The following is a 21702-nucleotide window of genomic DNA, read 5'->3' on the forward strand; positions in this document are numbered from 1 at the left end:
CGGTACTCTCACACAGGAGCCGGCGGCTTTGCCAGCTTCATTTGCTCTTTGTCCCCGCGCGGCAGTTGTAGGCCCTGCGGAACCCGGCCGCCTGGGCGTCGTCCTCGGAACAAAACCAGCGATCCGGTTTGGTCAGGCCGGGGTAAGAGCGGCACGCCTGCAAATGATAGATGCCGAGGTTCCCGGTGACGCGTGCGCGGACGGCGTATTTGCCCTTGATGTTGCAGCTTGCCGGCATCACGAGGTCTTCGGGGAACAAGGCCTCGCGGATTTCGCGGTCGCGGTCGGAGCGGCATGCGCCGCCGAGCAGGGCGGCGTCCTTTTTCCCGCGGCGGAACTCTTGCGGAGCAACGAAGCAGCCTTTCCACAGTCCCTGGCGATCTTCCCTGGCGCGCGCCTCGTCCGCCTGGAAGCGCCCGGAGGCGGATGCTTCGACATTCAGGGCAAAGCCGTTGCGGACCAGCAACTGGCTGAGACTTGTGGTCTCGCCCTCGATCTTGCAGACGCCGATGCGCCGTTTTTTGTAGGCGGGATCGGGGCCGAGATCGTCGCAGCGGACCTGTTTGCCGCCGATCAGCTTGGTCAGTTGATCGCGCGCCTCGATGCCGCAGGTCCAGCTATCGGCGTGTTCGTCGATGCAGAGTTGATCGACGGTGGGCGTCTCGATGCCGTCGAGCCGATAGGTGACGTTGCCCAACTGAAGCGTGCTGCCATCCCGGACGATGGCAGTGGCGGCCGAACTCTGGCTGGCCCCAAGTACGATCGATAGCAACGCCGCAACCAGAAAAATTCGTGACCGCATCTGTTTCATTTCAAATCAATTCCACGCCTGCCGCCGCCTTCTAGCATAAGGCGATGTGATTGAACCAAGGCACTGGCGCTAATCGTGCATGAAAGCAGGTTGGGGAAAACCGTCGGCGCCGCTGCAGCCACACCGAATGGCCCATTGACTTCATGAGAACAAAATAGGAACATAAGAGGCGTTGCTCAACACGGAATATTTGCCATGTCGTCCTCTTCACAGCCGAAATTCGAAGAGAACGACGAGCTGGAAACCGCGGTAGATCAAGCGATTTCAGCCTGCGGCGGCGACATGAGGGCGACGATCCGCGCGCTGATCGTCGCCAACGAATATCTGGAATCCGAGGTAGGCGAACTGATGAAGGCGGTATCCCGCGCCTATGCGCGGGGCCGCTTCAACGCCTATTCCGGCTGAATCGCCGCCGGCCGGCGCAACCGGCCGATACGAGACCGTTGCCTCCATCGATTTTTGCTGTACGACGGGTGGGTTACCCGCGTCCCGCATGTCACATTGCGGGGGAGGATCCCGCCCAAAGCTCAAGCAAGAAGAACATGTTCAAACGAATTCTGATCGCAAATCGCGGCGAGATCGCCTGCCGGGTCATCAAGACTGCGCGCCGAATGGGGATCGAGACGGTGGCCGTGTATTCCGAGGCCGACCGCGATGCGCTGCACGTCGAAATGGCCGATGACGCCGTGCTGATCGGCCCGCCGGCCGCTGCCGAGAGTTATCTGCTGATCGACAAGATCGTCGAAGCCTGCCGCAAGACCGGCGCAGAGGCCGTGCATCCCGGCTATGGCTTCCTGTCCGAACGCGAGGCGTTTCCGCGCGAGCTTGCCAAGGCGGGCATCGTCTTCATCGGCCCCAATCCGGGCGCCATCGCCGCGATGGGCGACAAGATCGAATCCAAGAAGGCCGCCGCAAAAGCAAAAGTCTCGACCGTGCCCGGACATCTCGGCGTCATCGAAGACGAAAAGCACGCGGTGAAGATCGCCGACGAGATCGGCTATCCCGTGATGATCAAGGCTTCTGCCGGCGGCGGCGGCAAGGGCATGCGGATCGCGCATTCGAAGGCTGAGGTCGCCGAAGGCTTCAACCTCGCCAAGGCCGAGGCCAAATCCTCGTTCGGCGACGATCGCGTCTTCATCGAAAAATTCATCGTCGATCCCCGCCACATCGAAATCCAGGTGCTGGGCGACAAGCATGGCAACGTGATCTATCTCGGCGAGCGCGAATGTTCGATCCAGCGCCGCAACCAGAAGGTCATCGAGGAGGCACCGTCGCCGCTGCTCGACGAGACCACCCGCCGCAAGATGGGCGAGCAGGCGGTGTCGCTGGCAAAAGCTGTCAACTACGATTCCGCAGGCACCGTCGAGTTCGTCGCCGGCCAGGACAAGAGCTTCTACTTCCTGGAGATGAACACCCGCCTGCAGGTCGAACATCCCGTCACCGAACTCGTTACCGGCATCGACCTCGTCGAGCAGATGATTAGAGTTGCCGCCGGCGAAAAGCTTTCGATCGCGCAGAAGGACGTCACGCTGACCGGCTGGGCAGTGGAATCTCGCGTCTATGCCGAGGACCCGTTCCGCAACTTCCTGCCGTCTATTGGCCGGCTGGTGAAATACCGCCCGCCGGCGGAAGCGAGCCATGACGGCGTCACCATCCGCAACGACACCGGCGTGCAGGAAGGCGGCGAAATCTCGATCCATTACGATCCGATGATCGCCAAGCTCGTCACGCACGCGCCGTCGCGGGCGGCCGCGATCGAGGCCCAGTCAACCGCGCTGGACGCGTTTTACGTCGACGGTATCAGGCACAACATTCCGTTCCTGTCGGCGCTGATGAACCATCCGCGCTGGCGCGAGGGCAAGCTTTCCACCGGCTTCATATCAGAGGAATTTCCGAAGGGTTTTTCCGCGCGCCCGCCGGAAGGCGAGATCGCGCGGCGGCTGGCGGCCGTCGGCGCTGCGATCGATCATGTGATTGGCGAGCGCAAGCGGCAGATTTCCGGCCAGATGAACGGCCGGCTGGTGCAGCGCGAACGCCGCCGCGCGGTGTGGCTCGATCGCGACGAAATCGCGCTCGATGTGGCGCGGGAGGCCGAGGGCATCGCGGTACGCTTCATCGGCGCCGATGGTCTGCCCGGCAATCCGCACAATCTGATCTCACACTGGACACCGGGCGAACCGGTCTGGCAGGGCACCATCGACGGTCACCCCGTGGCGATGCAGGTGCGCGCGATTCCGAACGGCGTCCGCCTGGCGCACCAGGGCTTTGACGTTGCGGTCAACGTCTTCACCGAAAGCGAAGCTACCGCCGCCCGGCTGATGCCGGTGACGTCGGCGGCCGACACCGGCAAGAAGCTGTTGTGCCCGATGCCCGGGCTCGTGGTGTCGATTGCCGTGAGCGAAGGGCAGGAGGTCAAATCCGGCGAGACGCTCGCGGTGGTCGAGGCGATGAAGATGCAGAACGTGCTGCGCGCCGAGCGCGACGGCACGGTGAAGAAGATCCACGCCGCGGCCGGCGCGACGCTGGCGGTGGATGCGCTGATATTGGAGTTTGCGTAGAGGTAATCCCGTCATTGCGAGCGCAGCGAAGCAATCCATAGCCACGCAAAGAAGCTGGATTGCTTCGTCGCTTCGCTCCCTTGCGCAAACGCTTTGCGTTTGTCGCAGGCAATGCCGAAAGAGGGAGTCCTTCCTATGGCTTTTCGTCAGCGCCGAGAGAGATTGCGTTCCATTCTCAACGGCTCCACCTGCATCCGGCCGGGGTCGGTCTATGACGCGACCTCGATCCGTATTGCGGAAGACCTTGGTTTCGAGCTCGGCATGTTCGGCGGCTCGGTGGCCTCGCTGGTCGTGCTCGGCGATCCCGATATTGCGCTGATCACATTGACGGAGCTGGCCGAGCAGATGCGCCGGATGTCGCGCGCCTCGGCATTGCCGGTGCTGGTCGATGCTGACCACGGCTATGGCAACGCGCTCAATGTCCGACGCACCGTGCAGGAACTCGAATCCGCCGGCGCCGCCGGCCTGACGATCGAGGATACGCTGCTGCCGCAGGCGTTCGGGCAGTCGGGGACGCAACTGATCTCGCTGGAGGAGGGCGTCGGCAAGATGAAGGCCGCGCTCGACGGCCGCAGCGATCCCTCGCTGGTCGTCATGGGCCGCACCGGCGCCGTATCCATAACCGGTCTCGACGATGCGATCGCGCGTGCGAGGGCCTATGAGACCACCGGTGTCGATGCGCTGTTCTTCACCGGCATCAAGAGCCGCGGCGAGCTCGAAGCCATTTCCGCCGCAACCCGCCTGCCGATCGTACTGGGCGGTGCGCCTGAAGACATGACCGCGCTCGATTATCTCGCCAGTCAGCGCGTTCGGATCGCATTGCAGGGCCACGCGCCGTTTGCCGCCGCCACGCAAGCCGTCTATGAAACGCTGAAGGCCTTGCGTGAGGGAACTTCGCCGAAGAACCTGAAGGGGCTGGCGTCTGCAGAACTCACCGGCCGTGCCATGCGCGAGGCTGACGTGAAGGCGCGCAATGGCGCATTTCTCGGGCTGAAGAAGTCATGAACGACGCGATCCGCCATGTCACGATCAGGGGCAGGGTGCAGGGCGTCGGTTACCGCGCCTTTGTCGAGGACGAGGCGACCGCACGCGATCTCGAGGGCTGGGTGCGCAACCGCCGCGACGGCAGCGTGGAAGCGCTGTTCACCGGGCCTGCCGCCGTCGTGACTGACATGATCGCCGCCTGTCGGCGCGGACCATCGTCTGCACGGGTCGATGCAGTCCAGGACGAAGCCGCTGGTCCCGACCTGCTGAATCTGCGACGGGCAGGGGACCGGTTCTCGGTGCTGCCGACGATCTAACGCCCGTAATATGGCCGAGACGCACCCACGAGGTGACTGAATGAAGCCGCACCCGCCCGGACGCGACTGGAGACGGATCCATCACTCGCCGATGTTCTGGATCGGGATCGTGATGTGCCTGGCCGCGATCACGATCTATGTGCTGTCTGATGACCTCTCATGGCGGCCTGGCACGCGCTAGAAGAAACCCGGGCTTAGATCGAGACCGTAAGTCAGCATCAGCAGGGAAACGAACAGGCCGGCCGCGCAGAGAAGCACGATCTGCTTGAAGCTAGCACAACCGCCGTTTCCGAGATTACCCCCTTAAGCGGACATGACGCGGATTCCAAAATCGACGCAAATGACCTTTTTCAGACTTCGCGGGGGTAAAAGCGTACTACCAGCTGCGCGTTCTGCTAACTCGAAATGGGTAGTTTCCTCAACGAACCCGAATTGCGATTATGCAGGGCAATTGCGGTGGCCGCCGGCGGTTGTGGGGGCGGCGTTGAGATGCTCCATCGCACGCGCCATCTCTTGGTCCGTCAGCAGACCGCGGTGATCAATTCGATCTGAGCGCATCTTGCCGAGTTTTGCATTGTCGCAGCGGTCGGACGTAGTGGTGTCGATCAACCGCTTGGTAAGCGGGAAAGTAGCGATCCTTCTTTATCAAGGAGATCAAAAAGTCAGTCATGGTGGACGATCCAACTGCCTCTAGTCCAGGCGTCGACGATGTCCGATCCACGATCACTAACGCCGGAGATAAATTTCCACCGAGGCATTAGCTATGCCGGCCGTCTGGTCGCAATTGGAGTCATCTATTTCGCCTTGGCAAAAGGCGGCCTTGCTCTCGCCTCTATTCATCCCAGTGCAACGCCAATTTGGCCGCCGACCGGTGTCGCGCTGGCGGCAGTGCTGTTGTGGGGATATCGGACTTGGCCCGCAATTTTCACGGCAGCGATGATCGCCAATGCGACGACCGCCGGCTCGGTTGCCACCGCAATTGCGATTGCGATCGGTAACTCTCTTGAAGCGGTTGTTGGGGCTTACCTGATCAATCGATGGTCGAGCGGATGCAATACTTTTTCGACGCCAAATTCTGTCGCGAAGTTTGCTCTGATTTCCTTCGTGATCGCGACACCGATCAGCGCCAGCATTGGACTGACCAGCCTGGCAACCGCCGGGTACATCGAACGGACGAATTTCGCGAACGCCTGGGTCACATGGTGGATGGGAGATGTGACCGGCGCGCTGGTCATTGCTCCCGTTATCGTGCTTTGGGCATCAAGCCACTACCTTGCTTTCAACCGCAATGAATTTTTAGAGACGATGGGCGTCCTCGCAACAGCGACGGCTGTTGGACTCATTGCTTTCAGCCCCCTGATCGAGCAAACGCCGAGTCGAGATCCACTGGGTTTTCTTGTGATCCTGCCGTTGTTGTGGGCGGCGCTGCGCCGCGGTCCACGTGACACCGCAACGGTTGCGCTGTTGCTTGCCGGCATCACGATATGGGGGACGCTCACGGGCGGCGGCCCCTTCACGACCGCGGATCTCAACGTTTCATTCCTGCTGGTATTGATGTTCTTGATCAGTATTACCGTTCCAAGTTTGTTACTGAGCGCCGACGTCGAGGTGCGCAAGAAAGCGGAGAAAAGTCTGCGCCGCGCGCAGATCGAGCTCGAACGGAAGGTCGCAGAGCGTACGCGAGAGCTGGAGCTCGCCAATGCGGCAAAATCGTGCTTTCTTGCCATGGCAAGCCATGATTTGCGGCAGCCATTACATGCGCTGGGCTTGTTCGTTGCACAGCTGCGTACGCCGCTCAGATCGGGGGAACGGACAAGGACGATCGAACTGGTCGATGCAACGCGCAAGGAAATGGATGAAATGCTCAATTCACTCCTGGATATGTCCAGGCTCGATGCTGGGATACTCATACCCACAATTACTGAATTCCCGATTGCACGCCTGTTGCAAAAAATTGAGACGACGTTTGATCAGGCAACGCGAGAAACGGGCTTGCGTCTACGCGTCAGGCGAAGTGACGCCTGGGTGCGGAGCGACGCCATGCTGCTCGAACGCATACTGCTCAATCTGGTATCCAATGCTGTGCGCTATACGTTGCGGGGCGGGATCATCGTCGGCTGTCGTCGGCGCGGTCAAATGTTGCGCATCGAAGTATGGGATAGTGGTCCCGGCATTCCTGAGGATCAGAAGCAGAATATCTTTGGCGAGTTTTTTCAACTTGCTGCCCGAGACCGGAACCGGTACGGCAGCATGGGGCTCGGCTTGGCTATCGTCGACAGGCTTCGCCTGCTTCTTAACCATCCAATCGACTTAGCTTCGACTTTGGGCCGAGGTTCGCGATTCGCGATCCTGGTTCCGATGGCCGATGAATGCGACACGTCCACCGAGCCCGTCGACTCACCTCACCCCGCGGCCTTTGCTGTCGAAGGCAAGGTCGTTCTTGTTATTGCCGATGCTCCAATCGTGCAGGAAGGAACGGGCGGATTGCTTGGCAGATGGGGACACACCGTCCTTACCAGCGAATCCGACGAAGCGGCACTTATCCGACTTGCGGAGCGCCAACAACGCCCCGATCTTATAATCTCGGATTATCATCTTGCGAGCGGAAAGACCGGGATCCGCGCCATTGAACAAATCAATGCGGCGTTTGGTTCATCCATTCCAGCTATTCTCATCAGCGGCGATACGGCACCTGAACCAGCACGTGAGGCCAAGGATAGAGGATACATTTTGCTGCACAAGCCTGTCGACCCAATGCGGCTCCGCGCTGTCATGCACGAGCTCTTTATGGATCACGACGATAGGAGAGATACCCGGCCGGCTTTATGACTCAGATTTCGGCGACGATTCCCAGCTCATTTTTCCTACTTTTATTACTGCCTCGGTGCGGCTTGTTACGCTGAGCGCCTTGAGAACGACCGTGATGTGGTTTTTCACTGTCGGCACTGCCATGTTGAGGGTCTTGGCAATGATCTTGTTGCTTTTTCCCTTCATCAGAAGCGCAAGCACTTCGATCTGCCGATCGGTCAATCCGAGGCCCTTAAGAAAGTCGGGCGTCGTTGGTTTATTTGTAAGCCGCGGAGACGGTGTTTCCTCCAGGATTTCCGAGGGAATGTAAATACCGCCGGAGAACACTAACTCAATGGCGTTGAGCATGATCTCTCGTTCGGTCGTTTTCGGGATGAAACCCAGAGCGCCAAGTTTGAAAGCGCGCTTGACTGTGTCTTGATCATTCGAGGACGAGAGAATGATGATAGCAATGGTTGGATAGCGGTCTCGCAGTTCGTGGAGGACAGAGAAGCCATCTCTGTCAGGCAAATTGATATCAAGCAAGATGAGGCTGATGTCGGGATGTTCCTCGACTATGTCCATTGCCTGACTGCTGCTCGAAGCTTCAAATATGACGGCTTCTCGCTTCAGTTGTCTCAGGACGGCGTACAACGCCTCGCGTATCAATGCATGATCGTCAACGATAAGGACTTTCATGAAAAGCTCTCCGTCATCCCATGGCACGGAGATCCAATTGAAGAAATCATACACCCACCTTTGGGTCTTTGGCGAGGAAGAGGCTGGCGGGAAGACTGACCCCGAAACCGTCCATCCTTCATCCTTGGCCCAACCAGCGGTTCACGGTTGGGCACTCAAGATAGAAGTCGAATGCCGTTGTGTGCTGTAATTGTAATCAGCTCACAGGACGCCGAAAAAGCGAGTGCGGACCACGAGAGTCGCGGGATTCAGAGTGCGGATATCTGTAGGTACCTTGATCATAGGACCTAAGAACCCCTCTGTGAGGACCTCCGGCTGATTTACGCGCTGTACCGTCGAACGATAATCGTCAACCGACAGCCTCCCGCGCCAGGAGGTTCTACCAGGCGTCGCCATAATTCGCGGCCGGGTTCGGCGCGGCTGATGTTTTTCGTCAGATTCGGTCCCTCTTGAAACGTGCTTGGACGCCGGACGGGGAACCAGATGCTTGATCGAACTGCCCCCCCCGAAGCCATTGGCAGGCGCGCTGCCGGAGCTGAAAGGCTACGGCCGCGATCTGCGCATTGATGCCTGCCGCGGCATCGCGCTCTGGTGCATCTTTCTCAACCATGTCCCCAACAACGTCGGGAGCTGGCTGACGCTGCGCAACTACGGCTTCAGCGATGCCGCGGAAGTATTCATGTTTCTTTCGGGTTTGACCTGCGCGCTGTCCTACGGCAAGGCACGGCAGAGCGGGGGCTGGACCGGCGTGATCGGCCGGACGCTGTGGCGAAGCTGGGATATTTATGTCGCATTTCTGCTGCTCACGCTCGCCTGCGCCGTCGTGGTTCACCTCGCAGGCGGCGGCCCTCTTGCCGACAGGAGCAATACGCGCATTCTGTTGGATCAGCCGGGCGTGACGCTCGCGCACGCGGCGATCCTGCAATACCGCCCGGTCAACACCGACATCTTGCCGCTCTTCGTGCTTTATCACCTTTTGTTCGCGCCGCTGCTGTGGCTGCTGCTGCGAGCGCCGAACGCAACGCTCGGTGCGTCGCTGTTGCTTTACACACTGGTGCACGTCTTCGGCTGGACCATCCCGGCGTGGCCGAACAGCCACTGGTTCTTCAATCCGCTAGCCTGGCAACTGCCGCTTGTGCTCGGCGCGTGGTGGATCATCGAGGGCAAGAGATTCCGGCCGTGGGTGACCTCACGCACCGCGCTTGTGCCTGCCGTTCTCTATCTGGTGTTCAGCCTCATCATCGCATTGAGCTGGAGCATCAAACCGCTGGAAGCGCTGGTTCCGCAGGCGCTGCTGACGCTGTTTTACCCGATGGACAAATCGAATCTCGATCCATTGCGACTGCTGCATTTTTTGGCCCTTGCGGTTTTGGCGGCATGGTTCGTGCCTCGCAACTGGCGAGGGCTGACGACGGCGGTGATGCGTGGCGCCATTCTCTGTGGCCAGAACTCGCTGCCAATCTACTGCCTCGGCGTTCTGCTGACGCTGGCCAGCCACCTGGCGCTGCTCGACATCTCGGACGGGCTGATGATGCAGATCGCGCTCAGTGTTGGTGGCGTCCTGGTGATGATCGCGGCGGCGACGCTGCTGAACTGGATCAACACCAAACCCAGGCAGCAGCTGCACGCGAAGCCCGCCGACATGCCCGTCGAGCAGCCAACCAAGTTCGAGCTGGTCGTCAATCTCAGGACAGCCAGGGCGCTCGGCGTTGACATTCCGCCCACGCTGCTCGCCTCGTGCCGACGAGGTGATCGAATAAAGATGCTGTTTGCTCCAGTGCGCGAGTCCGGCTGCGGCGCTGATCGAGTGCCAGCAATCGCGCACGCCTTCGGGCCACCAGCGAAAAATGTGGGTCAGGATGTGAATTAGATCACAAGGGGGCCATCGTACAGGAGCCAAGGCCATGATTTCCCACCCAAGAACCCACAAGAGAGCGGTGCTGATCGTGGTGTACGTGATGTTTGCCTGCGTTGTGGCATTACTGTCGGTCAACTTGACGTCACCCACCAGCGCCGCGCTCGGCGCTGACTGGCAGTGCAGCCGGTTTGCGCTCGTACTCACGACCTGCACCCCGGTGCCTGCACACAAGACCGTTTCCACTGGCGTGCGCAAGCGGACCTAGTACACGACAAAACGAACGTCATGCTGCGAATGTCAGCTGAAATCAGCGGACACCCTCTGCGAGGGCTCCTTTCCTAATTTGAGTCGGGCTGGCGATACGCTCGGCCAACTCCAACGGCTGCTCGGTCTGGCGCTCGGTTGGAAACTTCTAATGCGCCCGTTCGCCGGGCGCGAACTCGTCGTCGTGCTGGATGGAGGCGCTCTCGACATATTGCAACTCGAGTGAGGAATACACGATGCTGCGATTGCGGCCGAGACGCTTGGCCTCATAGAGCGCGGTGTCGGCTTCCCCCACCAACGCGGCCTCGTCGAGCGTCGAACGGTTTCTGCCGGCGACGCCCGCGCTGATGGTGATGTATCCGCGGCTGGAGGCCGTGTTCGGAATGCCCAGAGCCCGAACCGTCAGCCGAATGCTCTCGGCGACCTTCAGGGCTGCGTCTTCCGTTGTATTCGGCAGCACGACGGCGAATTCCTCGCCGCCATAGCGCGCGGACAGGCCTGACGTATTGGCGGTCGCATCGCCGATGGCTTTGGCGACCGCCTGCAGGCAACGGTCGCCGGCCTGGTGTCCGTAGGTGTCGTTGTAACCCTTGAAATTGTCGATATCGAACAGCAGCACCGAAATTTCTTCGCAAGTCTCGTATTCGCGCCTCAGGAAGCCGTCGAAGGTGCGGCGGTTGGTGAGGTCGGTCAGTCCGTCCGTCGCAGCAAGCTGGGTGAGGCGACGGTTGAGCTGCGTCAGCTCGTCCTCCATGCGCTTTCGTTCGGTGACGTCGCGGATGACGCAGAGGAATTCCGTCCGCGCAGGGTCGCTTGGTTCCGTCGCCAGCTTGAACTTGCTTTCCACCCACGCCAGCGTTCCGTCGGCGCGATAGTGCCGGAATACGACCGTGCTGACGCTGGCGACATCCCTGAGCCTTGTGGTTGCCTGCTTGACGCTTTCCCGGTCCTCCGGATGGACCAGGTCGAAGCATGATTTGCCGGTCAGGTCCTTCGCGCGGAATCCCAGCACCGGCTCGACGGATTGGGAAACGTACCGGAGCAGGCTGCGCGCGTCGATCAGGATGATGATGTCGGCGATGTTGTTGGCCAGCAATCGATAGTGGGCCTCGCGTTCGCGCAGCGCGCGCTCGATCTTGTTGCGGAAGCGAAATTGCAGGGCGAGCAACGCCGCCAGCATCAGGATCATGCACAGCAGCACGCCTGCGACGAGGGCGTCGGTCCGCAATCCCTTCCACCATTCGGAAAGCAGCCAGTCCTCCGACACGGCTACGGTGACCACCATGGGGTATTGCGGCGTTTCCTCGTAGCCGAAATACTTCACGATGCCGTCGAACGGCGAGATGATCTTGTAGGATCCGACGGAGCTCAGCTTGAGATGCTTTGAGAACAGGTCGGTCCTGGAAAGATCCTTGCTCTTGTCCGACGCCGGCCAGCGTATCAGGAGCGTGCCATCACTCCGTATCAGGCTGATGCCGCCGTCCGGGCCAAGCTGGAATGTCCGGTAAAAGCGGTTGAAGTAATCCTTGTCGATCGCTGCGGCGACGACTCCGCCGAAGCTGCCGTCGAGCTTGGTGATACGTTTCGAGAGAACGATCAACGAGGATTGCTCGTCGATACGAGACTGCAACAGCTCGCTGATCCGAAGCGCGCTGTCCGGCGTATCGCGATGGTAGGCAAAATAACTCCGGTCCGAGATGGTATGGCGCGGCTGCTCCGGAAGTGACGAATAGTTCCAGTTGCCCTTGGCGTCCGCGACGCCGATCCCGCGCAATTGGGGTAGCGTTTTCACCGTCTCAACGAGGTACTTGTTGAACCGGTCCGGCTCCGGATCTCGGTATTTCAGCAGGTCCACCATTCCGGCCATCGCGATATCGACCGCCTGAAGGGTGTGCGAGGCATGTTCGGAAAGCGAATGGACGAGGTTCTGGATGTCAGCGCTGCCGCTCGCCAGCGCCGCCTTCTTTGCGTCGAGCGCCTTCCAGGCCATGAGGCCCAGGACGCAGGCGGTCATGACAAGCGCAAAGGTGATGACCACGGCCGTCGATGTTACCCGCCGCAGCGGCCCGCCCGGGTCTGGGGGATTTCGATGGGGCATGCCTTGCCTTGATGACCGCGCCAGATCTCGTTGCCGGCAACGCGCTACGGGAAATTTAAGACGTGATCGGTGCCGAAGCGGTTAACGGATCGGCCGGGAAAACATGGAAACGCGGCTCCATCCCGGTTCCATCGAGGGAACCGGCCAGTCCAGACCGCGGCGTCGGAGCAGGGGCGCCTCCAACGGACATAGCGCGCCACCCGCGCCGCTGGGGCTGCATGCGGGACTTGACATCCGCACAGTTCCGTCAGATATTTCTGTCATGACAGAAACAACCGACAAGAAGAAACTCCCCGCCGTCGTCGAACGGTTCATCCTGCATTGGGGCGACATGGGGGACGAGTGGGGCGTCAACCGCTCCGTCAGCCAGATCCACGGCCTGCTTTATCTCGCCGAGGCGCCGATGACTGCGGAGGACATCGCCGAGACGCTCGGCATGGCGCGATCCAACGTCTCCAATTCGATCAAGGAATTGCTGGCCTGGAATTTGATCCGCCGGGTGCCGATCCTCGGCGACCGCCGCGATCATTTCGAGGCGGAGACCGACATCTGGGAAGTGGCGGCGCGGATCGCCGCCCGCCGCAAGGAGCGCGAGATCGATCCCGCGGTCGATGCGCTGCGCGCCTGTGTCTCCGATGCGGCCGATGATCCGACCATCAGCCCGGTCGCAGCCAAGCGGCTGAAGGAAATGCTGGCTTTCACCGAACTGGTCGACCGCTGGTACACGCAGATGCTGGGCGTGCCGCGGCCGAGGCTGGTCGCGCTGATCAAGCTTGGTGAGAAGATCGTCAGCTTCTTGCCGGCCGGGAAATCCAGATAGGGCAGAGGGGCAGGGCAGGAGCGTGTGATGGCGTCCACAAGAGTACCAAGGCTTCCCGCAACACCTGCCTCGAACACCATCCTGCTCGACGACCGCCGCTTCCACAATCTGTTGCCCGACGAGGAGTGGGGCCGTTTGCCGCTGGCGATATGGCGGCGTTTTTCGAAGCGTTTTGCCGATGGCGAGACCGTCGTCTATGTCGGCACGGTGGAGGAGGTGAGTTTTAGCCGCGCCGGCTGGTGGCTGGCGCAGCTCGCGCGTGTCATCGGCGGGCCGCTGCCGACGGGCGCCGAGACCGGTGTCCCGATGGTCGTGACGGTGACCGAGGATGCGGCAAGCGGTGGCCAGATCTGGACCCGCATCTGCGCGCGCAGCAACGGATTTCCGCAAGTCATTCACTCGGCGAAACGGTTCGCCGGGCCGACCGGGCTCGAAGAATATGTCGGCTACGGCGTCAGCATGGCGTTGCGTATCTCCGTCGAGCACGAAGCGTTGGTATTCCGCAGCGTCGACTATTCCCTGCAGGTCGGGCCGCTGAGATTGCCGCTGCCCATGCGGTTCACGCCCGGCGATCTCACCGTGACCCATTCCGATCTCGGCGGCGGCACGTTCCGCTTCACGCTGGAGATCGTTCATCCGCGCTTCGGCAAGCTCATTCGTCAGTCCGCCGTGTTCCGGGAGGCCGCATCATGACGTCGCTGCTTTGGACCCTGATCGCCATTCAGGTCGTGATGGGCGTGTTCGACACGTTCTATCACCATGAGCTGACCGAGCGGCTCGCATGGCGTCCGTCACAGCGCTACGAGTTGCAACTCCATGCGTTGCGCAACATGCTCTATGCGCTGTTGTTCCTGGTGCTGGGCTGGCTGGAGGTGCACGGCGTCATCGCCGTTCTCATCATCGCCGTTCTCGTCGCGGAAATCGTCATCACGCTGATGGATTTCGTCGAGGAGGACATGAGCCGGAAATTGCCGGCCAGTGAACGCATCAATCACACGCTGCTCGCGATCAACTACGGCGCCATCCTGGTGCTGCTGCTGCCGGTCCTGATCGGCTGGGCCGGGCAGCCGACCGGCGTCAAATCGGCTTACGCTGGTTGGCTCAGCCTGATCGCGGCGGCGGCAGCCGTTGGCGCCGCGCTGTGTGGCTTGCGCGATTTCACCGCGTCGAAGCGCCTTTCGCGCATGACCAGCGCGCCCGCGGCGAGCCTGGTCGAAAAACTGCCCGCAGGGCAGAAGGTACTGGTGACCGGCGCCACCGGCTTCATCGGCAGCCGCCTGGTGGCAGGCCTGAGCGGGGCAGGGCATCAGGTCATCGCGCTGGTGCGCAACCCCGCCAAAGCCGACATGTTGCCGCCGCCGATCACGCTGATCACAAGTCTCGACCAGCTTCCAGCGGACTGCCGCATCGATGCGATCGTCAATCTCGCGGGCGAGCCGATCGGCAACGGGCTGTGGACCGATGCCAAGCGCCGAAAAATCCTCGACTCCCGGATCAACATGACCGGCGACATCGTCAAGCTGATCGCGCGGCTTGAATGCAAGCCGGCCGTGCTGGTGAGCGGTTCGGCCATTGGATGGTACGGGCTCTGGCAGGACCAGGTGCTGACGGAGTCAGCTAAATCACATGCCTGCTTCAGCCACGAACTCTGCGACGCCTGGGAGAACGCGGCGCGTCCGGCGGAAGAGCATGGCGTGCGCGTGGTCTGTTTGAGGATCGGCCTCGTGATCGGCACCGATGGCGGTTTCATCACGCGGATGCTGACGCCGTTCGAGTTCGGCCTCGGCGGACCGCTGGGCTCGGGCCGGCAGTGGATGTCGTGGATCGAGCGCGACGATCTGATCCGCCTGATCGCGCATGTGATCGCAAAGCCTGAACTGGCTGGGCCGATCAACGCCACCGCGCCGATCCCGGTGACCAATACAAAGTTCACCGAGGAATTGGGCCGTCGGCTGCACCGGCCCGCGATTTTCCGGATTCCCGGCGGGCTGCTGCGCCGGGTCGGCGGCGATTTTGCCAATGAATTGCTGTTGGGCGGCCAGCGCGTGTTGCCGAACAAGGCGCTGAGCAACGGGTTCGTGTTCCGGCACGAAACGCTGCGCAGCGCGTTCGAAGCGATTCTGTAGAGGAGGACGAGGTCTCCTCGGGCTCATGCCGCCAGGGATCGCGACATTGCCGCGATCTCGCGTAGGCGCCTCACCGCGGCAGTTTTGCGATCGCCCGGCTGAGTTCGTGGATTTCGTAGGGCTTGCGCAGAATGGGAAAATCGCCGCGCACGTTCAGCGCGGCATCGCTGTAGCCGCTGGTCAGGAGGATCGGCAGTCCGGGCCTGACGGCCTTCAGGTGGCGTGCGAGGCCGAGGCCGTCCATTTTTCCGGGCATCACGATGTCGGAGAAGACGAGGTCTATTCCGTCGAGCTCGACTTCGCGCAACGCCGCTTCGGCATTGGCCACCCGGCGGACGGTATAGCCGAGCTGTTCGAGCAGGCCGGTGCTGACGGTTGCAACCTCAGGATTGTCCTCCACCAGCAGCACGGTGCCGCTGCCGCCGGTTTCGACCGCATTGACGTGCTCGGCCGCCGGAGCGGCTTCCTTTCGCGGCAGCAGGATCGTGATCCTGGTGCCCTTGCCGAGTTCGCTCGCCACCTTGACCGTTCCGCCGGCCTGATGCGCGAAGCCATGAACCTGCGACAGCCCCAGACCGGTGCCCTTGCCGATCGGCTTGGTGGTGAAGAAGGGATCGAAGATCTTGTTGAGGATATCGGGCGCAATGCCGGTGCCGGTGTCCTCCACCGAGATCGCGACAAAGTCGCCGGCACCGTCCCCGCCGGGCGTGTCGTTGTGCGCCGATATCCTGATGACGCCGCCGGTCATGGCGTCGCGCGCGTTGACGACGAGATTGACCAGCGCCGTTTCGAACTCGGCGACGTCGACCATGATCGGCCAGACGCCCTTGGCGACGTCGAATTGCAACGTCACCGCGCTGCCGACGGCGGCATCGAGCACTTCGCGCACCGCATCGATGCGCTCGGCGACGTCGACCGCCTGCGGATTGACGCTCTGCCGGCGCGCGAATGTCAGCAACTGGCTGGTGAGGGAGGCGCCGCGCTTGGTCGCCCCTTCGATCGCCGATAGCGCCCGCTGGGACTTGGGATCGTCGCCCACCGCTTTCTTCAGCGTGTGAACGCTGCCGCTGATGATCATCAGGAGATTGTTGAAATCATGGGCCACGCCGCCGGTCAGCTGGCCGAGCGCGTCGAGCTTCTGCGATTCCGCAAGCTGCTGGTGCATCTGCTCCAGCTTGAGCTGGGCTTCGCGGCGCTCGGTGATGTCCCGGGTGATCTTGGCGAAGCCGATGAGCTCGCCGTCCTCGTAGATGGGGTCGATGACGACGCTGGCCCAGAAGAAGGTACCGTCCTTGCGGACACGCCAACCGTCCTCCTCGTAGCGGCCCTGTTCGCAGGCAATACGCAAGGCGCGGACCGGCTTGCCGTTCGCGCGGTCGACTTCGGTATAGAAGCGGGAAAAATGCTGCCCGATGATCTCGGTGGGCGAGTAGCCCTTGATCCGCTGGCCGCCGATGTTCCAGCTCGTCACCACGCCGGTCGGATCCAGCATGTAAAGCGCGTAGTCGGCAACACCTTCAACCAGAAGTCGGAAATTACGTTCGGATTCGAAGAGATCCCTTTCCTGTTGTTGATCTTTCTTGAACATCCGACTGCCCGTTTAATCGGCGCAAACGCACAACGCGCCCATTGGTTCCCGAAAAATCGGCTTTTTAACGAAACGGCCCGTTATGCCGGCGAAACGGACCGTTTCGCCGAGGCGACCACGCTCCTGAATGTCGCTGCCAGTGTCCGCAATGCCGCGAGCTTGGCGGGGTCGCCGACCTTCGAGTGCAGCATCACCTTCGAGGAAGAAAGCCGCGGCAGCCCTTCGGCCGGCCCGATATCGACCAGGCCCGGCGGCGCGATCCGCCGGGCCAGCGGCGCTACCGCAAGGCCGGCTAATGCGGCTGCGACCACGGCGGTGACGCCGCCGCCCACAAAGCTCTCGGTCCAGGCGATGCCGGCCTTGTCGAGCGCGCGGACGGCGATCGCGCGCACGCCGCAGGGCGGCGCCAGCGTCGCCAGAGGCAGCGTCTCGCCGCGGTGCCAGGCCAGGCGTTTTGCGGCGAACCAGCCGAACTCATCCTCAGTCAGCTTCTCGCCGCCGCGGCGACTGCCTTCCTGCCGCACCACGACTGCATCGAGCTCGCCGGCATCGTAGGCATCCAGCATCGCGCGCGAAAAGCCGATGGTCACGGACAGCGCCAGTTGCGACGACATCGCGTGCAGCCGTTCGAGCAGCGGCACCAGTTCCGGTCCCGCGGCGTGATCGGATATCCCGAGCGACAATTGCTGGCGCGCGAGCGTCTCGTTCGACAGCGCGCGGTCATGGGCTTGCATCAGCGCGCGGCCGTTGGGCAGGAACGCTGCGCCCTCGGCGGTCAGCGCGACCGCCCGCGGCGAGCGCTCGACCAGCCGCTTGCCGAGCACGCTCTCCAGCCGCTGCAGCTTCATGCTGACGGACGCTTGCGTCGTGCCCAGCGCCTCGGCAGCGCGGGTAAAGCTTTGAAGCTCGGCGACCAGCAGGAAGGCCCGCACCGTATCGATATCCAGCGTGCTCATGTCATCATCAATATTGGTTATCACTGTTATGAACAGAGATAAGATACCAAAATGATGACTGCCGGTCTAGGGTAAAGGGAGCGCGATGCCAGTGCGCCTGCAAAAAAGGAGAATGACCATGCCGCTCATCACCGTCACCTATTCCAGCGTTCGCAAGACGCCGTCGCTGAAGGCCGAGATTGCGTCCACCGTCAGCGATCTCACCGCGACCATCCTGCGCAAGGATCCCAAGGTCACCGCCGTCATCGTGAAATCGGTCGATGCCGCCGACTGGTTCGCCGGCGGAAAGTCACTCGCCGAGCAGAGCCTCGCCAGCTTCTGGCTCGACGTTCACGTCAGCGAGGGGACCAACACCAAGGACGAAAAGGCGGCCTATCTCGCCGCGCTGTTCCAGCGCATGGGCGAACTGCTCGGGCCGCTGCATGAAGAGAGCTACGCGCATGTCGACGAGGTGAAGGGCGACGCCTACGGCTTCGGCGGCCTCACCCAGGAGCGCCGCTATATCGCCGGCCAACTCGAGGTCTCGCCGCGGAAGGCTGCGGCGTGAGAATCTCCTTACTTGCGGACGGCGCTTGCGGCGCCGTCCGCGCATGCGCTGTCAGCGAGTAGACGCAGGGCTCGTTGCCACCGGCGCGTGGTGGTCGCCGAAGGCACGGCCACGACCGAGCGACCAGTCCACCGGTGCATTTTCGCTGAGCGCGATCATGACGTCGTCTCCGGAAAATCCGGCGCGAACGGCGCGGTCCGCGATCCGCCGAAACAGATTTTTCTTCTGATCGATCGTGCGCCCCTCGAGAAACAGAATCTCGATGATCGACGCGTCCGGCGTGCGCGCGACGTCAGGGAAGGTCGGATCGATGAACATCATCTCCCGCGGATAGGTCGAAACGAGCTGAAATCGATCGTTGGGCGGCACGCCACAGGTCTCGACAAGACCCTCGTGTACGGCATCGGCAAGGGCGCGAATTCTGGCGGGCGACAGATGGACCGGAACGGATAGGCGGGCGAGGGGCATGGCGAGGTCTCCGAGTTTCTGCGACCTCCGTCCTATTCATGCTATGAATGAAGATAAATCTCGCATTTGATAATCACTCGTACCTAGAAGTCATGAATATGCTGACGCACCCGATGTCAGACCTAGCGGTGTTTGTCCGGACGGTCGATTTGGGAAGCTTTGCCGCCGTGGGCACCGAAATCGAACTGACTGCTTCAGGCGTCTCCCGCATCGTGACCAAGCTGGAGCGCCGCCTCGGGGCCAAGCTTCTGCATCGGACGACGCGGCGGCTGGTGCTGACCCAGGAAGGCGAAACCTTCCTCGTTCATGCAAGGGGCATCCTGGCTGCGGTCGAAGCCGCCGAAGCCGATGTCGCCTCCGTCCATGGACGGCCGCGCGGCCATCTGCGGGTCAACAGCGGCACTGCGTTCGCAAGACACCGGCTGGCGCGGCTGCTGCCGCAATTCACGGGTCAGTTTCCGGAAATTACGATCGATCTTTCCGTCAGCGATCACCGCATCGATCCGGTCGCCGACCAGGTCGACGTCACGATCCGGGTCGGTCCGCTCGCGGACAGCGAGCTGATCGCAGTCCGCCTCGGCGAAGTAAGGCGCATCATTGCCGGCAGCCCGCGATATCTGGAGCGCCATGGCGTTCCCGAACAAGCCGCCGATCTCGCCCGGCATAATTGCCTGCAGCTCAGCGGCTTCTCGCGTCTCGCGCAATGGCCGATGTTCGAGCAAGGCAAGCGGGTCATGGCGCAGGTTAAAGGGTCGATCCGCTCTGATAGCGCCGACTTCCTGCTCGACCTCGCGCTGGCGGGCGCTGGCCTCGTGCGGTTCGGCGACTTTCTGGGGGAGGCGGCTGTGAAGGATGGCAGGCTGGTGCCGGTGCTCTCGCACTGTCACGATCCCGACCCGCAACCGATCACGGCGCTGATCCTGCCCGGGCGTCAATCCATTCCGCGGGTTCGCGCCTTCGTTGATTTCCTCAAGGCAAGCGTTTGACGACAGATAGTCAGGTCATTGCTTCCGGCAGGCGCGCAGCTGTTGCGCCAAACACGTCTTCAAATGCCCTCCGAAGCGCGACGTCGACATCCTCCATCGTCACGGGCAGGCCGAGATCCACCAGCGAGGTGACGCCGTAACGCGGGTCGGCGACGCCGCAGGGCACGATGGCGGAAAAATGCGAAAGCTCCGGCTCGACATTGATGGCGATGCCATGGAATGACACCCAGCGCCGCAACCGCACGCCAATCGCCGCGATCTTGTCCTCGTGGCCTGCGCCCTTGTCCGGCCGCCTGACCCAGACGCCGACGCGATCCTCGCGGCGTTCGCCGCGCACATTAAAGGCGTCGAGCGTGCGGATGATCCATTCTTCAAGGCCGGCGACATAGGCACGCACGTCCGGCCGGCGGCGCTTGAGGTCGAGCATCACATAGGCCACCCGCTGGCCGGGGCCGTGATAGGTGAGCTGTCCGCCGCGGCCGGTGGTGAATAGCGGGAAGCGCGGATCGAGCAGGTCGCCTTCCTTGCCGCTGGTGCCCGAGGTGTAGAGCGGGGGATGCTCCAGCAGCCAGACCAGCTCGGCTGCCCTTTGATCGGCAATATCGGCCGCACGTGATTCCATCTCCACCACGGCCTCGGGGTAGGGCACAGGAGCAGCCGAAATCCGCCATTCGACCTCGCCGCCGCCTTTGGCTTGCGCGAACGTCGTCAAATCAAGGCTTTGGCGGTCATTAACCATTGGCTAACCATAACGTGGTCAGGTGGAACCACACCAATTTAGTCCCCCTTTAGCGGTTTCGAAGTGGCCACTCTCGATAAAGTCAGCGTCGATCTCATGGTGGTGCTCGGCACCACGACCATGCCCATCCACCAGGTGATGCGGCTTTCCCGCGGCGCCATCATCGAACTGGACGCCACGGAGGCGGACGAGGTCAAGATCCTCGCCAACAACCTTCCGGTGGCTTCCGGCGTGGTGCTGGTCGATCGCAACCGTATCGCGGTCGAAGTCAAGCAAATGCTGCCGAAATCCCCTGATGTCAGGTAGTTATCGGAGCGCAAAACTTCCTTGTCCCCCCATCCCTGATTTGTTACATCGGCGCCGTTGATCCGGCGGACGCTTGTCCTTCCAGCCGGTATCCCAAGCGCTCGTGGCGGAATTGGTAGACGCGCTGCCTTGAGGTGGCAGTGAGTAAAATCGTGGGGGTTCGAGTCCCTCCGAGCGCACCAAGGGCATAAGTCATTGTTGCGAAAAGTATTTTCGCTATTTTTACTCCCACATTGTTACTCGCAGCGAATGTTGGTGCTTTGTTTGGTCAAATCTTCCCGATTTGATCTCGCGCGTCTTGATCACGCCTGCGCTTGTGGTCGTTACATTTTTATTTGAACCAACGCCCCGCGAAGGAAAACCACCATCTGCTCACGAGGGGGCAGTGGCGTAGCCCAGCGTAGAAATCGACGGGCTCCACTCTCATCCGTGAGCGACTACGCGGCCTCCCGAGCTCCGTTTCCGTCAAACGACACACGGTTAGGGTGCCGCAGCCTGCCGACGCGCCCTTCATCAGGATTTCCTCGATCCCGCGCAGCAGTTGCAAGCTTTCGCGTGGGGAGATTCTGTGGCGAACCGTCCCCTGCGTCTTAGGGCGGGGGGATCCTGCGCGACTCGAGCTACGCTATGCGTGTTCTGATCGCCCGCAACGAAACTCATGCGTTAAGCTTGATGTTCGGTGCGGCGGTTAGTTCTGGAACTGCACATCAGGCAAGGCGCGGCCCCCGCGCAGGGTGTGCTGTTGGGTGTCCACCGCTGCTTCCGGCCACCCGGCGCGCCAGCCTGCTGT

At 61.7% G+C, this 21702-nt stretch carries 21 protein-coding genes and 1 tRNA gene; 15 read left to right on the forward strand and 7 right to left on the reverse strand.

Going from position 1 to position 21702, the window contains the following annotated elements; all coding sequences use genetic code 11:
* Positions 1-37: 37 nt before the first annotated feature.
* Positions 38-802, reverse strand: coding sequence for a thermonuclease family protein (locus IVB22_RS08900; RefSeq protein ID WP_247516987.1), 765 nt, complete (start codon positions 800-802; stop codon positions 38-40).
* A gap of 204 nt (positions 803-1006) precedes the next feature.
* On the opposite strand from IVB22_RS08900, the gene IVB22_RS08905 reads away from it, so the two are divergent.
* The 6 genes from IVB22_RS08905 (at position 1007) to IVB22_RS08930 (ending at position 7499) form a co-directional block, all read left to right on the forward strand.
* Positions 1007-1216 (forward strand): hypothetical protein, encoded by a 210-nt coding sequence (locus tag IVB22_RS08905; RefSeq protein WP_247516911.1) that lies wholly within the window; start codon positions 1007-1009, stop codon positions 1214-1216.
* 137 nt (positions 1217-1353) lie between these two features.
* A complete protein-coding gene (locus IVB22_RS08910; protein WP_247516912.1) occupies positions 1354-3369 on the forward strand; it encodes an acetyl/propionyl/methylcrotonyl-CoA carboxylase subunit alpha in 2016 nt (671 codons plus the stop codon).
* Positions 3370-3504: 135 nt separating this feature from the next.
* Positions 3505-4374: an oxaloacetate decarboxylase gene (locus IVB22_RS08915; protein ID WP_247516913.1), complete on the forward strand. Its 870-nt coding sequence runs from the start codon at positions 3505-3507 to the stop codon at positions 4372-4374.
* Entirely contained in the window at positions 4371-4670 is a 300-nt protein-coding gene (locus IVB22_RS08920) for an acylphosphatase (RefSeq protein ID WP_247516914.1), read from the forward strand. The genes IVB22_RS08915 and IVB22_RS08920 overlap by 4 nt, the downstream gene beginning before the upstream one ends.
* Positions 4671-4710: 40 nt before the next feature.
* Entirely contained in the window at positions 4711-4851 is a 141-nt protein-coding gene (locus IVB22_RS08925) for a hypothetical protein (RefSeq protein ID WP_247516915.1), read from the forward strand.
* A gap of 527 nt (positions 4852-5378) precedes the next feature.
* Complete coding sequence (locus IVB22_RS08930; RefSeq protein WP_247516916.1) at positions 5379-7499, forward strand: MASE1 domain-containing protein; 2121 nt, start codon at positions 5379-5381, stop codon at positions 7497-7499.
* Here IVB22_RS08930 and IVB22_RS08935 read toward each other — a convergent pair.
* Complete coding sequence (locus IVB22_RS08935) at positions 7494-8156, reverse strand: response regulator transcription factor (protein WP_247516917.1); 663 nt, start codon at positions 8154-8156, stop codon at positions 7494-7496. The genes IVB22_RS08930 and IVB22_RS08935 overlap by 6 nt on opposite strands.
* A 514-nt stretch (positions 8157-8670) precedes the next feature.
* Between IVB22_RS08935 and opgC the strand changes: the two genes are divergently transcribed.
* Both opgC and IVB22_RS08945 read left to right on the forward strand, forming a co-directional pair.
* Positions 8671-10026: an OpgC domain-containing protein gene (gene opgC, locus IVB22_RS08940; RefSeq protein WP_247516919.1), complete on the forward strand. Its 1356-nt coding sequence runs from the start codon at positions 8671-8673 to the stop codon at positions 10024-10026.
* A gap of 34 nt (positions 10027-10060) precedes the next feature.
* The gene (locus IVB22_RS08945; RefSeq protein ID WP_247516920.1) at positions 10061-10279 is read left to right on the forward strand and encodes a hypothetical protein; all 219 of its coding nucleotides are present in this window, start codon (positions 10061-10063) and stop codon (positions 10277-10279) included.
* A 147-nt stretch (positions 10280-10426) separates the two neighbouring features.
* Here IVB22_RS08945 and IVB22_RS08950 read toward each other — a convergent pair whose 3' ends face one another.
* A complete protein-coding gene (locus tag IVB22_RS08950) occupies positions 10427-12376 on the reverse strand; it encodes a diguanylate cyclase domain-containing protein (RefSeq protein ID WP_247516921.1) in 1950 nt (649 codons plus the stop codon).
* A gap of 262 nt (positions 12377-12638) precedes the next feature.
* Between IVB22_RS08950 and IVB22_RS08955 the strand changes: the two genes are divergently transcribed.
* From IVB22_RS08955 to IVB22_RS08965, 3 genes are read left to right on the forward strand one after another with little or no spacing between them, the layout of a single operon-like run.
* Positions 12639-13196, forward strand: a complete 558-nt coding sequence (locus tag IVB22_RS08955; protein ID WP_214489801.1) for a GbsR/MarR family transcriptional regulator — start codon at positions 12639-12641, stop codon at positions 13194-13196.
* A 27-nt stretch (positions 13197-13223) separates the two neighbouring features.
* A complete protein-coding gene (locus IVB22_RS08960; protein ID WP_247516922.1) occupies positions 13224-13889 on the forward strand; it encodes a DUF4166 domain-containing protein in 666 nt (221 codons plus the stop codon).
* Entirely contained in the window at positions 13886-15322 is a 1437-nt protein-coding gene (locus IVB22_RS08965) for a TIGR01777 family oxidoreductase (RefSeq protein ID WP_247516924.1), read from the forward strand. The genes IVB22_RS08960 and IVB22_RS08965 overlap by 4 nt, the downstream gene beginning before the upstream one ends.
* Positions 15323-15392: 70 nt before the next feature.
* On the opposite strand, the gene IVB22_RS08970 is transcribed toward IVB22_RS08965, so the two are convergent.
* Entirely contained in the window at positions 15393-16910 is a 1518-nt protein-coding gene (locus IVB22_RS08970) for a PAS domain-containing sensor histidine kinase (RefSeq protein WP_247516925.1), read from the reverse strand.
* An 80-nt stretch (positions 16911-16990) separates the two neighbouring features.
* Positions 16991-17866, reverse strand: a complete 876-nt coding sequence (locus IVB22_RS08975; protein ID WP_247516926.1) for a LysR family transcriptional regulator — start codon at positions 17864-17866, stop codon at positions 16991-16993.
* Positions 17867-17984: 118 nt separating this feature from the next.
* On the opposite strand from IVB22_RS08975, the gene IVB22_RS08980 reads away from it, so the two are divergent.
* The gene (locus IVB22_RS08980; RefSeq protein ID WP_247516927.1) at positions 17985-18413 is read left to right on the forward strand and encodes a 4-oxalocrotonate tautomerase family protein; all 429 of its coding nucleotides are present in this window, start codon (positions 17985-17987) and stop codon (positions 18411-18413) included.
* Between the two features lie 51 nt (positions 18414-18464).
* On the opposite strand, the gene IVB22_RS08985 is transcribed toward IVB22_RS08980, so the two are convergent.
* Positions 18465-18881 carry a tautomerase family protein gene (locus tag IVB22_RS08985; protein WP_247516928.1) on the reverse strand — a complete coding sequence of 139 codons (417 nt, stop codon included), beginning with the start codon at positions 18879-18881 and terminating at the stop codon, positions 18465-18467.
* Between the two features lie 113 nt (positions 18882-18994).
* Here IVB22_RS08985 and IVB22_RS08990 point away from each other — a divergent pair, with 113 nt between their 5' ends.
* Positions 18995-19867, forward strand: a complete 873-nt coding sequence (locus tag IVB22_RS08990; RefSeq protein WP_247516929.1) for a LysR family transcriptional regulator — start codon at positions 18995-18997, stop codon at positions 19865-19867.
* A gap of 10 nt (positions 19868-19877) precedes the next feature.
* Here the strand turns inward: IVB22_RS08990 and lipB are convergent, their stop codons facing one another.
* Positions 19878-20606, reverse strand: coding sequence for a lipoyl(octanoyl) transferase LipB (gene lipB / locus IVB22_RS08995; protein WP_247516930.1), 729 nt, complete (start codon positions 20604-20606; stop codon positions 19878-19880).
* Between the two features lie 63 nt (positions 20607-20669).
* Between lipB and IVB22_RS09000 the strand changes: the two genes are divergently transcribed.
* Both IVB22_RS09000 and IVB22_RS09005 read left to right on the forward strand, forming a co-directional pair.
* Positions 20670-20912 carry a FliM/FliN family flagellar motor switch protein gene (locus tag IVB22_RS09000; protein ID WP_066505938.1) on the forward strand — a complete coding sequence of 81 codons (243 nt, stop codon included), beginning with the start codon at positions 20670-20672 and terminating at the stop codon, positions 20910-20912.
* 97 nt (positions 20913-21009) lie between these two features.
* Positions 21010-21094: transfer RNA gene (locus tag IVB22_RS09005), tRNA-Leu, on the forward strand.
* Positions 21095-21702: the final 608 nt, after the last annotated feature.

This window comes from Bradyrhizobium sp. 190 (assembly GCF_023073415.1).
GTDB lineage: Bacteria > Pseudomonadota > Alphaproteobacteria > Rhizobiales > Xanthobacteraceae > Bradyrhizobium.

Coding starts and splice junctions, on each gene's coding strand:
- IVB22_RS08980 (WP_247516927.1), top strand. CDS start 17,985: ATGCCGCTCATCACCGTCACCTATTCCAGCGTTCGCAAGACGCCGTCG.
- IVB22_RS08955 (WP_214489801.1), top strand. CDS start 12,639: ATGACAGAAACAACCGACAAGAAGAAACTCCCCGCCGTCGTCGAACGG.
- IVB22_RS08935 (WP_247516917.1), bottom strand. CDS start 8,156: ATGAAAGTCCTTATCGTTGACGATCATGCATTGATACGCGAGGCGTTG.
- IVB22_RS08970 (WP_247516925.1), bottom strand. CDS start 16,910: ATGTTCAAGAAAGATCAACAACAGGAAAGGGATCTCTTCGAATCCGAA.
- IVB22_RS08905 (WP_247516911.1), top strand. CDS start 1,007: ATGTCGTCCTCTTCACAGCCGAAATTCGAAGAGAACGACGAGCTGGAA.
- IVB22_RS08915 (WP_247516913.1), top strand. CDS start 3,505: ATGGCTTTTCGTCAGCGCCGAGAGAGATTGCGTTCCATTCTCAACGGC.
- IVB22_RS08960 (WP_247516922.1), top strand. CDS start 13,224: ATGGCGTCCACAAGAGTACCAAGGCTTCCCGCAACACCTGCCTCGAAC.
- IVB22_RS08985 (WP_247516928.1), bottom strand. CDS start 18,881: ATGCCCCTCGCCCGCCTATCCGTTCCGGTCCATCTGTCGCCCGCCAGA.
- lipB (WP_247516930.1), bottom strand. CDS start 20,606: ATGGTTAATGACCGCCAAAGCCTTGATTTGACGACGTTCGCGCAAGCC.
- IVB22_RS08930 (WP_247516916.1), top strand. CDS start 5,379: ATGTCCGATCCACGATCACTAACGCCGGAGATAAATTTCCACCGAGGC.
- IVB22_RS08925 (WP_247516915.1), top strand. CDS start 4,711: ATGAAGCCGCACCCGCCCGGACGCGACTGGAGACGGATCCATCACTCG.
- IVB22_RS08910 (WP_247516912.1), top strand. CDS start 1,354: ATGTTCAAACGAATTCTGATCGCAAATCGCGGCGAGATCGCCTGCCGG.
- IVB22_RS08975 (WP_247516926.1), bottom strand. CDS start 17,866: ATGAGCACGCTGGATATCGATACGGTGCGGGCCTTCCTGCTGGTCGCC.
- IVB22_RS08900 (WP_247516987.1), bottom strand. CDS start 802: ATGCGGTCACGAATTTTTCTGGTTGCGGCGTTGCTATCGATCGTACTT.
- IVB22_RS08950 (WP_247516921.1), bottom strand. CDS start 12,376: ATGCCCCATCGAAATCCCCCAGACCCGGGCGGGCCGCTGCGGCGGGTA.
- IVB22_RS08945 (WP_247516920.1), top strand. CDS start 10,061: ATGATTTCCCACCCAAGAACCCACAAGAGAGCGGTGCTGATCGTGGTG.
- IVB22_RS08920 (WP_247516914.1), top strand. CDS start 4,371: ATGAACGACGCGATCCGCCATGTCACGATCAGGGGCAGGGTGCAGGGC.
- IVB22_RS08990 (WP_247516929.1), top strand. CDS start 18,995: ATGTCAGACCTAGCGGTGTTTGTCCGGACGGTCGATTTGGGAAGCTTT.
- IVB22_RS08965 (WP_247516924.1), top strand. CDS start 13,886: ATGACGTCGCTGCTTTGGACCCTGATCGCCATTCAGGTCGTGATGGGC.